Here is a 13,985-nt window from a genome sequence, read left to right as displayed (position 1 = left end):
AGCTCGATCGTCTTGAGCGCTGCAGCACAACTCAGTGGATTTCCTCCAAAGGTCGAGCCGTGGGCGCCCTGTTTCCAGTCCATGACAGTCTTCTTGGCGACCATGATGCCCAGAGGAAGACCCGAAGCAACACCCTTCGCGATAGCCATGATGTCGGGCTCTGTATCCCAATGCTCGATGGCGAACATCTTGCCGGTACGGCCCATGCCACTCTGCACTTCATCGAGCATCAGCAGGATACCTCGCTCTTCGGTGAGCTGCCGCAGTTTCTGGAAGTAGCCGGGCGGTGGCACGACATACCCACCCTCGCCCTGGATCGGCTCGACCACCATGACAGCTATATCCGAAGGTGGAGCAATACGCTCCATGACTTCTTCGATCATACCGATGCAGCGGAATTCGCATGTCTCCGGTTCGAGACCAAGGGGGCACCGATAGCAGTAGGCGTAGGGAACATGAACGACGCCCTGAAGCATGGGCGAGAATCCTTCGCGGTGCTTCGCCTTTGAACCCGACAGCGTGACGGCGCCGTAGGTGCGACCGTGAAACCCGCCAAAGAACGCAAGCGCCAGCGGGCGCCTCGAGTGCCAGCGTGCAAGCTTCAGGCCGGCCTCGACAGCCTCGGCTCCAGAGTTCCCGTACCAGACCATCTTCTCGGTCGGACCAGGCGCGATTTCCTGGATTTTCTCTGCGAGCACAATCTGAATCGGGTAGAAGAAGTCCGTACCGGACATGTGCACCAGCTTGTCTGCCTGGTCCTTGATGGCCTTGATAACTTCGGGATGACGATGACCGGTACTGTTGACGGCGACCCCGGCCGTGAAGTCCAGATACGTGTTGCCGTCGACGTCCACAACCTCCAGGCCCTCAGCATGGTCGGCCACGAGGACATATGGGCGAACATACGAAGGCGAAATGGCGGCGCGGTCACGCGCATACCATTCCATGCCCTTGGGCCCTGGGATCGCGGTCTTGAGGTCAATATAGTTGTTCTTAGCCATTGTCATCACTCCTTTGAATAGTGCTCACGACGCTTTTCGCGCAACGTGCCTGGCGGTGTCAGGTCATAGGCGTCCTGCGTGAATATCTTGGCGATGCCCTCCGGCGGCACCTTGCGCTTCTGCGTATCACAGATGACGCATGGCTCCGGACAACGGCTCCTGGTGTCTTCGGGCTCGGGATATGACACGATGACGCCCTCGTAGTTTCGAAGCACGATGCGGTCGGGAGACATGGAGAGAATGTAGTTGGGACTGACCGGGATCTTGCCACCGCCATGCGGCGCGTCGACAACAAATTGCGGCACAGAGAAGCCGCTCGTGTGACCGCGCAGAAACTCCATGATCTCAATACCCTTGTAAACAGAGGTACGGAAGTGACTGATACCGCTGGTCAGATCGCACTGGTAAATATAGTAGGGTCTGACACGGATAGCCACGAGCTTCTGAATGAGTTCTTTCATGATATAGGGGCAATCGTTGATCCCCTTCAGGAGGACGGACTGGTTGCCAACCGGGATCCCCGCGTCGGCCAGCATCGCGATAGCCTTGCTCGACTCGGGCGTCACCTCGCTGGGGTGGTTGAACTGCGTGTTGAGCCACAGTGGATGGTACTTGCGCAGCATGGCGCAGAGTTCGGGCGTGATGCGCTGAGGGAGAACCACGGGGGCACGCGTGCCGAGGCGTATCACCTCCACGTGCTGAATCTTGTGGACCTCACTGATGACATACTCGAGGAACTCGTCGTCGACGAGCAGCGCGTCACCACCGGACAGGAGGACGTCCCGCACCTCCTCGTGCTCACGAATGTAGCCGATTGCCGCGTCGACCTCGCCCCTGGAGCGTCGTGCGTCAGTCATGCCTGCTAGGCGTCTGCGGGTGCAGTGACGGCAATACATGCCACACTGGTCCGTAATGAGAAAGAGCACGCGATCGGGGTATCGATGCGTCAGGCCGTGGACGGGGGAATCGACCTCCTCATAGAGGGGATCGTCCAGATCGCTGGGCGCAGACTGCAGTTCCAGTGCCGTGGGAACGCACTGTTTGAAGATGGGATCATCCGGGCTGTTCTGGTCGATGAGTGTGGCGTAGTAGGGTGTGATCGCCATGCGGAACCTGGAGAGTGCGCTGATAACACCAGCCTTCTGCTCATCGGTGATATGGATGACCTGGGATAGTGTTTCGACTGTCTGTATGCGATTGGCAACCTGCCAGCGCCAATCGTCCCAGTCGTGCTGCGGCACGTTCTTCCAGAGGGGAACATCAGTGTACTTGCGACTCGACAAGGAACACCTCCTCCTCTCGATGGTGGAGATGGCGGGATTTGAACCCGCGACCTCATGGATGCAAACCATGCGCTCTCCCAACTGAGCCACATCCCCACGTATGAAGACACGAACTACGAAATGGTGGGCCTCTCTGGATTCGGACCAGAGACCTCGTCCTTATCAGGGACGCGCTCTAACCAGCTGAGCTAGAGGCCCACTTGCAGCTTCCTTTTCCAACATTTTATTTTACAGGGAATCACCCTGATGTCAAGTCGCAGGAATGGCTCTCAGCCGTAGCGCTCTTCCTTCCACGGGTCTCCATGCATATGATAGCCACGCGATTCCCAGAACCCGGGACGATCCTCTGTCAGGAACTCGAAGCCGGATACCCACTTGGCGTCCTTCCAGGCGTAAAGCGACGGTACAAGAAGCCGGAGGGGTCCGCCGTGCTCGCTCGTGAGGGGAAGCCTGTTCCATTCCCAGACCAGCATCGTGTCGTCGGCGAGCAGGGCCTCGAGCGGGAGATTCGTCGTGAACTCCGTGGTACAGTGAGCCATGACGAATCGAGCCGACGTGGACAACTCGACGTGCGCTGCCTCCAGGACGTCGCGCACCAACGCTCCGCCCCACTCGGTCTCTAGCATCGACCATCCAGTGACACAATGGAAGTCGGCCGTCAGGATCGTATGCTTCACGGTCATGAGTTGCTGCCATGTCATTTCGGTCGGCTCCCGTACCTCGCCCCAGAACCTGAACGTGAAGTTGTTCACGTCCACCGATAGTACCTGCTCAGCCGTCAGGGTAGGGAACGATGTCGTGACCGACTGGCCAGGAGGAACTCGTGGCCGATCGGGTCGCGATACGAATTCCGGACCGCCAGAAGGTCTACGCTGGAAGACGCCCATATCCGGAACGCTCGTAGGCCTTCACGAGCACGTCCACAAAGAACGCCGTCGCCGGAACCATCACGACACTGGCTGCAGCTTGGCCGGCAACCACGGACCAGTATGGCAGCCCCTCGACGTCATGCAGTACCAGCGGCAACCAGCCAACACTGAGCAGCAGGCGCGCGACGGTCACCCCTATCCATATCCGCGCAGTGCGCGACCGTGGCCATCCCAGCTTTACAAATACCCAGGGGATGACACCGTTGAGAGCCGAAATTGCCGTTATCTGCCAGATAATGAAGGTCCCAGAAGGCCAGATGGCGAAACCGACCAAGTCAGCAGCAGCTCCAACCAGCAATCCGCTGAGCGGGCCTGCAACGATGCCGGTAACCACAATCGGGAGATGCCCGAGACCTATCCTGGCCCCGATGCCCCCTCCAATGGGAACGTTCAGCGACATGAGACGCGTCAGAACAATGCTCAGCCCAATCATAAGCCCGTCCAGTGTCAGGACTCTGATGGCTATGCGGGCGCGATCCGGTTTCCCTTCAACGGGATTACGATGTTCTACGACTTGGCCATCTTCCCTTACCTCTAGATAAAGGTTCTCAGTCCCCTTGTAGAGCAAGAGATAGAGAACGGCGGGCACGATGAGTACTAAGGCAAGAAGGAGGGCAATGAGCCAGTTCACACGCTTGTCTCGGGTTAGCTGAACGGACGTCTGCATTTGGCTGACGACTCTCCAGCCTTGGTCGACATGCTTGACAATCTCCCTCTCCAATACCGAATTGCGTTCTTCGAGGTTCGCCATCACAATTCCCCTTTCCCCACTTGCCTGCTTGGCGGAGAGCCAATCGTCGCGATACAGCATGAGACGCAGGAACCACCAGCTACTCGATGCGTCCTTTACCAAATCGAATCACTCGCTCTTCCCTCTCGTGCGCCTCCAAGGCGCACGAAGATCCTGCAAACAGACGCGCAAGAGCAGCGACATCGAGTAACGCGCCACCGCGTCTTTAGGAAGGATTAGCCAACCAAAGAAGATATTCCCATTTTGATTTTCATATCCTGCAATCTATGCTTGCCTAGACAGAAATCCACTATTCTCTTCATTCACAAGAATTGCAGGATCAAGAACCTGATCCCAAATCGCCAATCATTGCCTCCTTAGGTCTGAAGTGGAGATGTCGTACTAGCCGGCAATTTCCTTGTTGGGCTTCCGAATTTGGACTGTCACTTGCCTTAAGCATCTTGCGACTACTTTGCAGTACTCATGCTCATAGTTGTCCCTTTGGTGCCAGGGAAACGGCGCTACACATAGTGTTTGCCTGACACAATGTCTAGGGCAACTCTTTGAAGAAGCATCGAGTATCTTCAATGTAGTCACCTATTGCTTCTAGTGGTTCAAAATAGTAAGTATCTTCATAGCGACAGCTCTTCTGTGTTTCGGGAGGCAACGGCAAATCAATCGATGGCAATTCTTTATAGCGTGCTAGAAACTCGTCATCAAGTAGCCCTGAATTGTGTGCATAAAGGTTTCGATAAAGCATAATTTGCTGTATCTTCCTAAATTTGGAATTGCTGTTTAGATCATACTCCAATTGATCCATAAACAGGTCTACAACCGTGTTGCGACTTGTCGAAGGATGAACTCGTTGAAAGATGCCACGTTTACACCTGCGATCGTTCTTCAGGTCCTGCAAATTCTTGTATCCCATCTTCTCCATGTAATAATACTTCAGCCCTTTCTCTATCTCCGTTCCCAATCGTATTAGAGTTCCCATATCAAAGAATCTCTCGCCTCGGCTCTTTTCCCAATACTCAAAACAGTTGCTGCAACCAAGAACATACTTTTTGCCTTGTTCGGTAATACTAGTTCCCTTCAAAGAGAGTATCAATTTGGGTTTAAGAAAAAAGTGAGTCTCCGCAACCACGTTTATGCTTCCCAAGATTGTTCTCTTTATGTCCATCTACGGCAGGATTGCAGTAGTTCAGATATTGCTTCTACAAGAGGCTGGATTCTTAGGATTCTTCTTCCCATTGATATGCCTCCATATTTCTTGTAGTTCTCAGCAGTCCTATACTCGAGTGCGCTGTCTGTTCAGTCGTAAACACAACACATATGGGGCATTTCCAAGCAGTTCCTTCCAGGTGCTGATGATGTACTTCATTATCTAGTAGCACTTTGGCCCTTGTCTTTGGGGCGACACTTTGAATAATCCTAGGCACGAATGACTGGCGCACAAACTGCTGTTTGAGCGTTAATACCTCCAAGCAAGTGCCCCTGTTCATTTGACGGTTCTATTCATGGTCATTGGCCTTCTGGAGATTGACCGCCAGGAACCGCTTCTTGCCAACCCGCATGTGGATGGGCGAGTGGCCCAGACTGACCCGGAACCCGATGTCGGCAACACGCTGCCCCTCAATTTCGATGCCACCCTGTTGGATCAGACGGCGGGCTTCCGACTTCGACGGCACGGCCCCCAAGCCAAACAGCAGGTCCATGACCGCAACGTCGGGCAAGCCGGCAAACTCGGTCGGCAGTGTAACGTCCTCATAAGCGATGTCAGCAGACGCAGTCGATGCCCTCTTGCTGAATACATTCTCAAAGTTGGCCTGTGCAGCCGCCGCGTCCTCTGTTCCATGGAAACGCTCAGTGACGAGGAATGCCAGACGCTTCTTGGCAGTCATCGGGTGCACGGAGCCGTCTGCGATACCTGCCACGACAGCCTGTACCTCTGGTTCCGGCATGCTGGTCAGAAGCGTGAAATACGCCTCCATCAACCCGTCCGGAATCGACATGCACTTGCCGTACATGTCCACGGCGTTCTCTGCTATGCCAATGTAGTTGTCCAGACTCTTGCTCATCTTGTGAACGCCATCGAGTCCAGGCAGGATGGGCATCATGAATGCAACCTGCGCAACCTGGCCGACCTGTTCCTGCAATTGGCGAGCGAGCAGGAAATTGAACTTCTGGTCCGTGCCACCCAACTCGACGTCTGCCTCGACAGCCACTGAATCATATGCCTGCATGAGGGGATAGAATAACTCATGGAAGAAGATCGGGACCTGGCTATGGTAGCGCTTGGAGAAATCGTCGCGCTCCAGGATCTGCTGGATGGTGAACCGTGAGGCGAGGCGGATAATCTCTTCAAATGTCAGTCTGGACAGCCATTCGCCGTTGTAGCGAACCTCAGTCTTCTGCGGGTCAAGAATGCGATAGACCTGCTCGAAATATGTCCTGGCATTGGCATCGATCTGTTCCCCGGTCAGGGCTGGGCGTGTCTTGGAGCGTCCGGACGGATCCCCGATCCTGCCGGTATAGTCGCCAATGATGAACACGATCTGGTGGCCCAGGTCCTGAAACTGACGCAACTTGTCGAGAACCACCGCATGCCCGAGATGCAGGTCGGGCGCACTTGGATCCGCTCCCAGCTTTACCCGTAATGGCTTCCCCGAAACGAGGGAACTCCTGATCTTGGTTGCCAGGCCTTCTTCGCTCACAATTTCCGCTGTTCCACGCCGGAGGATACTCAGCTGACGCTGCACCTCCTGCTCCAACTGTGCCTTTTTCATCTTCACCTCTTTCATGGAATGTCGCTCTGTACCTTCCAGGCAATCATGACAACGGTGCCGCGCTCCACGATAACCTGTTGAACCAGGCCGCAGGCGACATTGCTGAGTGTTCTCGTCGATCCCTGCTGCACAACTGCGTGCGACAGAGGGTACTCGAATCCCGCCAGGCTCAACTGAACTTCCTGCGTCACAGGAACAAATGAGACGGTCATGCCAGCCAGGAGCTGCAGGGCATTGCTGGACGTAAGCGCCCTGACCAGACACCGGTCATCCTCGAACGTGATGTCTTCAAAGTCAGCGAGGTGCCGCGCTGCAAGTTGAAGATTGAACAGACAGTGATCGAGTCTCCCGCCGAGTCCAGCCAGCACAAGCACGCTGCCGTGTCTTTCCATTGTCACCAGCACGTCAAACGCAGCCTCGAGGTCGGAAACATCCTTGTGTGCAGGCAGAATGACCACCCGGGTGCGGTCCCCGTCCAGCCCCATCAGCAGCTCGGGGGCCACGGAGTCTCCGTCGCCGACAAACAGGTCAGGAGTCAGCCCAAGCTCGGCCATCACGGCCAAGCCACGATCTACGGCGACCAGAAATGCGTCTGTATAGTCAACCGTGCGCAGGTACGACAACGAGCCAGGGTCTCCCCCGGCGAAGACGATCGTGGGCACGGCAGGCATGGTTGCTTTCCTCAGGCACCCTTGAGGAGCCGTACGAATGCAGCAGGGTCTGCGGCACGGAAGAATGCCGTCCCAGCCACAAGTTCGTCTGCCCCCGCGTCACGAAGAGCTGCTGAGTTCGACGCATCTACTCCCCCGTCAACAGCGATGCGAAGGGGCGTTCCAGCCCGATCCGCGGCCGAACGGAGCGCCCGCACCTTTGCCAGCGTCCCCGGGAAAAACGACTGGCCCCCAAACCCGGGCTCCACCGACATCAAGAGCACCGTGTCGACATTGTCCAGGAAAGGAACAACCGACTCCACCTGCGTAGCGGGGTTGACAGCGACACCCCTGCGGATGCCGGCCCCTTTCAGGAGCTGAAGCGCCCGGAATGGGAACCGCGTCGCCTCCACATGAAAGAGCAACTCGGCCACACCCGCTCCGACGAATGCGTCGAAGGCATCCTCGGGGTGCTGGACCATCAGGTGCGCACAACATGGAAGACCTGATGCCCTGACAATGTCGGAGGCGATTGACGAGCCAAACGAAATGTTTGGGACGAATCGGCCGTCCATGATATCCAGGTGGACACTGTCGGCTCCCGACAGCCGAATCCGCTCAAGCGCATACCCGAGCTCTGTGAAGTCCGTGCCCAGGACAGATATGGACACGTTGACGCGTGGCTGCTCGATCATGGAACTTTCGACACCGTCAGCTCGATCCAGCCACCTTTCTCGATGGCGTCGCCGACCGCCGGCTCCTGTCTCAGCACCAGCTGCGCAGGTTGAGTCAGTTCAGGCGATACGATGACCTTGCTCACCGAGAACCCGAGGGCACCCAGACGCTTCTTCGACTCAGTCAGCGACAGCCCAACCAGATCGGGCATGGTGGTCATGGTCCCTCTGCTGATCGTAAGAGTCACGACGGACCCCTGGTTGACATCGGCATTGCCCACAGGTTTCTGGGCAAGAACAGTCCCAACCGGACTCGCGTCGACCTGCTCGACGAGGTCGCCCAGAACCAGCCGATTCGCGACAATGAAAGCCTGCGCCACCTCGAATTTTCCACCAACAAAGTCCGGAAGAGTCAGAGAAACGGGTCCCGAACTGGTCACCACAGTGATGACACGCCCCTTCTGCACCATGGTTTGAGGTTCGGGGTCCTGTCTGAGGACAAAATCCAAGGGCATCGTGTCCGAACTCTCTGAAGACTGCACTTCAACCAGCACTCCCACTTCCGCGGCTTTCGCCTCGGCTTCGCGAAGACTCACTCCCACGAAGACCGGAGCCTGGATCATGCCCCGAACAGTAGTACCGGACGAACAGCCGGCAACAGCTGCCAGGACACAGATCAGCACGACCACCGCCAGATATCTATACGGGTTTCGTTTCATCAATGCCATTCCACCTGTAGGCGGATGAATCAAACCATCTGCCACATCTCGCCGGGCCGCTGAGACCCGAACCAACACTTCGCATGTAGCCTATCCACAAACACTCTTCTGAATCATTATATGGCCGGCTGCCAATAGTCAACCACAAATGAGCGCAAGTCATTTGACAACGAGGCCTAAGGCGGTAAAATCAGAGCGCCCCGAAGCGGGCATTGGACCTTATTCTCTGTAGAGGAGGCTTTATGAAGAAAAGAGTCTTGATCATGGGAGCTGCAGGCCGGGATTTCCACAATTTCAACGTGGTCTATCGGAACAACCCAGACTACGATGTGGTAGCATTCACGGCTACGCAGATCCCCGGTATCGACGACAAGAAGTACCCTGTCGCCTTGGCCGGCAAGCTCTATCCGAGTGGTATTCCAATCTACCCAGAGTCCGATCTCGACAAGCTCATCGCTGAGCTCAATGTCGATGAAGTAGTATTCGCGTACTCCGACCAGCCGCATGTGAACGTCATGCACAAGGCTTCACAGGTCCTTGCCGATGGCGCCGACTTCACCCTGCTCGGCCCGAAGAGCACCGAGATCAAGTCCAGCAAGCCGGTTATCTCCATCTGCGCCGTTCGCACGGGATCCGGCAAGAGCCAGACCAGCCGCGCCGTCGTCCGCGCTCTGCACGCCGCCGGCAAGAAGGTCGTCTCCATCCGCCACCCGATGCCCTACGGGGACCTCGCAGCCCAGGCTTGTGAGCGTTTTGCCACGTATGCTGACCTCGACAAGTATAAGTGCACGATCGAAGAGCGCGAGGAGTACGAGCCACATATCGACATGGGCGCCGTTATCTACGCCGGCGTCGACTATGAGATGATCGTTCGCGAAGCAGAGAAGGAAGCAGACGTCATCATCTGGGACGGCGGCAACAACGACTTCTCGTTCTACGTTCCGGACCTCAAGATCACGGTCGCCGATCCCCTGCGCGCTGGCAATGAACTCACGTACTATCCCGGCGAGACCAACTTCCGGCAGGCAGACGTCATTGTGATCAACAAGGTCGACTCAGCTACTCCCGCACAGCTGTCCGAAGTCCGCGAGAACATGTACAAGGTGAACCCCAAGGCCATTATGATCGAGGCGGCTTCTCCTGTGTTCGTCCAACACCCGGATATGATCCGCGGCAAGCGGGTTCTGGTGATCGAGGACGGTCCCACGCTCACACACGGTGAAATGACGTACGGTGCTGGATATGTCGCTGCCATGAAATATGGCGCAGCCGAGATCGTCGACCCTCATCCCTATGCGGTCGGCTCCATCAAGGCCACGTTCGAGAAGTACACCCAGAAAATGAGCATCCTGCCAGCCATGGGCTACAGCGATGAGCAGATCGAAGATTTGCGCCAGACCATCGAGGCAACCCCGTGCGATGTCGTCGTCATGGGCACACCCATTGACCTGCTCCGCGTCTTGAAACTCTCCAAGCCGTCGGTCCGCGTCACCTACGAACTGCAGGAGATTGGCTCACCAACCATCGTCGACGTCCTGAAGAAATTTGGTTTCATCTGACCGGGGGGATTATGGCCACAAAACTCAAAGGAAGGGATCTGCTTTGCCTCAAGGACTTCTCGAAAGAGGAGATCCTCGAGATCATCTCGTTTGGCGACAAACTGAAGATGGATTCCATGGTGGGAAAGCAGGAGCACTACTTGGAAGGGAAGTCTGTTGCCATGATCTTCCAGAAAGCTTCCACCCGTACCAGGGTATCGTTTGAAGTCGCCGCGTTCGAACTCGGGGCTCACGCCTTGTACCTCAACGCGAACGACATGCAGCTGCATCGGGGTGAGACGATCTCGGACACCGCACATGTCCTCTCGCGCTACGTCGCAGGCATCGTTGCACGCGTGTTCGCCCATCAGGACCTTGTCGACCTTGCCGCCAACAGCGATTCCCCAATCATCAACGCCCTGTCCGACTTGAGTCATCCCTGCCAGATCCTGGGGGACCTCATGACAATCCGCGAGAAGAAGGGTCCCCTCAAGGGTCTTAGACTCGCCTACGTCGGCGACGGCAACAATGTCGCGAACTCCCTGCTGCTCGGAGCCGCGCGCGTTGGCATGAACATCGCCATCGCATCACCCAAGGGGTTCGAACCCAGGGAAGACATCGTCAAGACTGCAACTGAGATCGCCAAGCAGAGCGATAGCTCTGTCCTCGTGACCAACGATCCTCTCGTTTCGGTCCAGGATGTCGACGTCGTCTATACCGACGTCTGGGCTTCCATGGGTCAGGAAGCGGAGCATGAGGAACGCGTGAAAGTCATGCGTCCCTTCTCTCTTACTGCTGATCTCATGGGGCACGCCAAGAACGATGCCATCGTGCTGCACTGTCTGCCGGCTCACCGTGGCGAAGAGATCACTGACGAAGTCATGGACGGCCCTCAGAGCGTGGTGTTCGACCAGGCCGAGAACAGGCTGCATATCCAGAAAGCGGTCCTGGCTCTTCTCCTCGGCTAGCAACTCTACAGAATCGTACACTATGGACAGAGGCCGGGGGGAACCCCGGCCTTTTTGTTATGCGTGTCGCAGGACTAGTTGAGCGTCTCCGGACTGACCAGATCTTGGGCAAAACGACTTCGTAGTAGTTCAACGTCCTCAGTTCTCAGGAGTGCCATTCTTTTTCCCCTTTCTGCTTCGTACGTATATACCTGCTCTCTGTGCAGCAACTGCTCCGTCAGCCACTGCGGTCACAATCTGCTTCAGCGATTTGCGTCGTACGTCTCCTGCTATGTAGAGACCGGGAACACCCGTCTCCGTCGATTCGGGAATCACAACATAGCCCTGGGCGTCGACTTCAACCAGTCCCTTGAGGAGGTCTCCTGTGGGAACAAATTCCATGGCCACGAACACAGCTGCAACCTCCAGCGTCTTCTCCCCTCCAGCAGAAAGGCGCAGCCGAAGTCGCTCTACCTTTCCCTCTCCCTCAACGGCTGCGGGGGCCGCACCCGGAACGAATTCGACATTCGAAAACGCTCCCAGTTGTTCAATCAGGATCGGTTCTGCCTGGAGCGAGTCGAGCGGAAACACCACGCTCACCTTGCTGCAACCGCGCGCAAGCACCAGTGCCTCTTCGACGGCGGAACCACCGCCACCTACCACCGCGACCGGCTTCCCCTTAAAGAATGCAGCATCACAGGTAGCACAGTAGCTGATGCCCCGTCCACGGTACTTCGATTCCTCTTTCACAGGAAGAACCCTCGGCATCGCGCCCGTTGCTACGATGACCGAACCAGCCTGATACATTGTTCCCCCGGCAGTCGTGACACTAAAACCCATGTCTGTCCTATTGAGCGAGAGTGCCTCATCCGATACGAATTCCGCACCGAACCGTTCCGCCTGCCGACGCATGCGGTCCATGAGTTCAGGCGCAGCAATGCCATCAGGAAATCCAGGGTAATTGTCGATCCATTCGGTCGAGAGAACCAGTCCCCCCACGCTCATGCGTTCCAGCACAATCGTCTTGACCAGCGACCGGCTGGCATACAGGGCACCAGCCAGACCTGCAGGCCCGGCTCCTATGATCAGAATATCGGTAGTGCGTTCACTCATCATCCACCTCCATATACCCCATAGGGTATATGCATCAGTATACGCGGAACCTGCAGAGCCGCAACCATCCGTGCCTACTCCGTATCAAGACGGTCTCCAGGCGCAGGAGGAGCAACCCTTCTTCGTTCCCTGAACGACGGCGACCAGAGACCCTCGAGGTTGTAGTGTTCCCGGACATCGGCGCCAACGAACACATGAAGAACGGTATCCCCGTAGTCGCACACGACCCAGTCGGATTCGGGTGACGATTCGATGAATGTGACGACCCCGGCATCAAGCTCAACAGCCTTTGCCACCTTGCGAAGCAGTGCGTCGGCCAGAACCGTGTTGTCGACCGTGGCAATGACCAGGAAATCGAAGAAGGGGGTCCGTTTCCTGACGTCAATCGATCTGACCGCCTCGACCCCCATCTTCTCACACTCGTTGACAATCCGGTTTGCAAGTCGTTTTCCGTTCATGAGCACCTCACACCAACAGATGGCCCTGCGGGTCCATTGTACGGTCTGACGTTCGGAACACAACGTCACTGCTCCCTCGTTGCACAAAACCCTTTTTGCACGTATCATATTCAGTGTTCAGACATATGTTTCAGACCACATTTCGAGAGACAGAAAGGCTGGTGATCGTGGTGCAAGAGACACTAGACAAACTCAAGTCTTCTTCGGGTGTTCTCGCCGTCATTCTGACCGATCTCGACGGCGCCATCCTGTACACGGCCTCAGACATGGACATTACTCCCCCCCTCGTGCGCGGCATGATTCTGTCCTTTGCGGGATACATGCAGCAGATTGTCATCCAGCTCGACATGGGAAAGCTGACTGAGCTGGATGTGGAGACGACGACCGGGCGCATCATGATGGTACGGACAAAGGACAAAGTCCTTTCCATCCTCACCACCAAGCAAAGCAATCTTGGCACCATCAGAATTGCCCTGGGCCGCGCTCTCAAAGACCTCTCGGAGCGTGCCTGAGCGACGCGCCACACCCGACATAGCAGGAGGAGTTGCCATGGATCGATACTTCCTGACGACGGCCATTTATTACATCAATGACAAACCGCACCTCGGCTCGGTGTCGGAGACCATCGCCGCCGACTTCATCGCACGGCATCATCGGAAACTGGGCAACAATGTCCTGTTCTCGACGGGGACAGACGAGCACTCGCAGAAAGTCGAGCGAACGGCATTGGCCATGGGAAAACCTGTGGAGCAGTATGCCGCGACGGCTGCCGCATCGTGGAAAGCACTCTTCGACAGGCTGGGCATCAGCTATTCCCGCTTTATCCGGACCACTGATGCAGACCACATGAAGGTCGTGCAGGAGATGTTCCAGAAACTCTACGACCAGGGAGACATCTACAAAGGATCATACGACGGCTGGTACTGCCTCAAGGATGAGGCGTTCCTGCTCGAGTCAGACCTTGTGGAGGGCAAGTGCCCCCATTGCGGCCTTGAGGTGCAACACGTCTCCGAAGTGAACTACTTCTTCCGCCTCTCCAAATATCAGGACGCTTTGCTTGCCTGGTACGAGCAGCACCCGGACTTCGTACAGCCTCCGATGCGCTACAACGAGATGGTCAACGTCATGAGAGGCGGCCTGCGGGATGTTTCCGTGTC

The 13,985-nt window shown here is 56.4% G+C and carries 15 protein-coding genes and 2 tRNA genes; 4 read left to right on the top strand and 13 right to left on the bottom strand.

The window, feature by feature from the left end; all coding sequences use genetic code 11:
• The 11 genes from SMC7_RS03195 to SMC7_RS03145 form a co-directional block, all read right to left on the bottom strand.
• Nucleotides 1-1,001, bottom strand: a 1,001-nt coding sequence (locus tag SMC7_RS03195) for an aminotransferase class III-fold pyridoxal phosphate-dependent enzyme (protein WP_119088932.1), incomplete at its 3' end; no start/stop codon positions are given.
• Nucleotides 1,002-1,006: 5 nt separating this feature from the next.
• Nucleotides 1,007-2,284: a lysine 2,3-aminomutase gene (ablA, locus tag SMC7_RS03190; protein ID WP_165845102.1), complete on the bottom strand. Its 1,278-nt coding sequence runs from the start codon at nt 2,282-2,284 to the stop codon at nt 1,007-1,009.
• Nucleotides 2,285-2,304: 20 nt separating this feature from the next.
• Nucleotides 2,305-2,380, bottom strand: a tRNA-Ala gene (locus SMC7_RS03185).
• A gap of 25 nt (nt 2,381-2,405) precedes the next feature.
• Nucleotides 2,406-2,482, bottom strand: a tRNA-Ile gene (locus tag SMC7_RS03180).
• A gap of 71 nt (nt 2,483-2,553) precedes the next feature.
• Nucleotides 2,554-3,042, bottom strand: a complete 489-nt coding sequence (locus SMC7_RS03175) for a molybdopterin-dependent oxidoreductase (RefSeq protein ID WP_207798705.1) — start codon at nt 3,040-3,042, stop codon at nt 2,554-2,556.
• Nucleotides 3,043-3,151: 109 nt separating this feature from the next.
• Nucleotides 3,152-3,964, bottom strand: coding sequence for a folate family ECF transporter S component (locus SMC7_RS03170; RefSeq protein ID WP_165845101.1), 813 nt, complete (start codon nt 3,962-3,964; stop codon nt 3,152-3,154).
• Nucleotides 3,965-4,493: 529 nt separating this feature from the next.
• Nucleotides 4,494-5,102 (bottom strand): hypothetical protein, encoded by a 609-nt coding sequence (locus SMC7_RS03165; protein WP_119088928.1) that lies wholly within the window; start codon nt 5,100-5,102, stop codon nt 4,494-4,496.
• A 352-nt stretch (nt 5,103-5,454) separates the two neighbouring features.
• Nucleotides 5,455-6,729, bottom strand: coding sequence for a tyrosine--tRNA ligase (tyrS, locus tag SMC7_RS03160; protein WP_119088927.1), 1,275 nt, complete (start codon nt 6,727-6,729; stop codon nt 5,455-5,457).
• A gap of 11 nt (nt 6,730-6,740) precedes the next feature.
• A complete protein-coding gene (locus tag SMC7_RS03155; RefSeq protein WP_119088926.1) occupies nt 6,741-7,400 on the bottom strand; it encodes a thiamine diphosphokinase in 660 nt (219 codons plus the stop codon).
• Between the two features lie 11 nt (nt 7,401-7,411).
• Nucleotides 7,412-8,074 carry a ribulose-phosphate 3-epimerase gene (gene rpe, locus SMC7_RS03150; RefSeq protein ID WP_119088925.1) on the bottom strand — a complete coding sequence of 221 codons (663 nt, stop codon included), beginning with the start codon at nt 8,072-8,074 and terminating at the stop codon, nt 7,412-7,414.
• The gene (locus SMC7_RS03145; RefSeq protein WP_243620288.1) at nt 8,071-8,772 is read right to left on the bottom strand and encodes a PASTA domain-containing protein; all 702 of its coding nucleotides are present in this window, start codon (nt 8,770-8,772) and stop codon (nt 8,071-8,073) included. Before SMC7_RS03145 ends, rpe begins: the two co-directional genes overlap by 4 nt.
• A 242-nt stretch (nt 8,773-9,014) precedes the next feature.
• Here SMC7_RS03145 and SMC7_RS03140 point away from each other — a divergent pair, with 242 nt between their 5' ends.
• Nucleotides 9,015-10,331 carry a cyclic 2,3-diphosphoglycerate synthase gene (locus SMC7_RS03140; protein ID WP_119088923.1) on the top strand — a complete coding sequence of 439 codons (1,317 nt, stop codon included), beginning with the start codon at nt 9,015-9,017 and terminating at the stop codon, nt 10,329-10,331.
• 11 nt (nt 10,332-10,342) lie between these two features.
• On the top strand, nt 10,343-11,278 hold the full coding sequence (argF, locus tag SMC7_RS03135) for an ornithine carbamoyltransferase (protein ID WP_119088922.1): 936 nt from the start codon (nt 10,343-10,345) through the stop codon (nt 11,276-11,278).
• A gap of 138 nt (nt 11,279-11,416) precedes the next feature.
• Here argF and SMC7_RS03130 read toward each other — a convergent pair whose 3' ends face one another.
• Together SMC7_RS03130 and rsfS are read right to left on the bottom strand one after the other, a co-directional pair.
• Nucleotides 11,417-12,370, bottom strand: coding sequence for an NAD(P)/FAD-dependent oxidoreductase (locus SMC7_RS03130; protein ID WP_165845099.1), 954 nt, complete (start codon nt 12,368-12,370; stop codon nt 11,417-11,419).
• A 74-nt stretch (nt 12,371-12,444) separates the two neighbouring features.
• A complete protein-coding gene (gene rsfS / locus SMC7_RS03125; protein WP_165845098.1) occupies nt 12,445-12,828 on the bottom strand; it encodes a ribosome silencing factor in 384 nt (127 codons plus the stop codon).
• Between the two features lie 170 nt (nt 12,829-12,998).
• Between rsfS and SMC7_RS03120 the strand changes: the two genes are divergently transcribed.
• Both SMC7_RS03120 and SMC7_RS03115 read left to right on the top strand, forming a co-directional pair.
• Nucleotides 12,999-13,340 (top strand): roadblock/LC7 domain-containing protein, encoded by a 342-nt coding sequence (locus SMC7_RS03120; protein ID WP_165845097.1) that lies wholly within the window; start codon nt 12,999-13,001, stop codon nt 13,338-13,340.
• A 37-nt stretch (nt 13,341-13,377) separates the two neighbouring features.
• On the top strand, nt 13,378-13,985 hold a 608-nt coding region (locus tag SMC7_RS03115), incomplete at its 3' end, for a class I tRNA ligase family protein (RefSeq protein WP_165845096.1).

Source organism: Candidatus Cryosericum terrychapinii (genome assembly GCF_003570925.1).
Taxonomy (GTDB): domain Bacteria; phylum Caldisericota; class Caldisericia; order Cryosericales; family Cryosericaceae; genus Cryosericum; species Cryosericum terrychapinii.
Note: the sequence above shows the minus strand (reverse complement) of the source record. Positions and strands in the feature narration are given on the sequence as shown.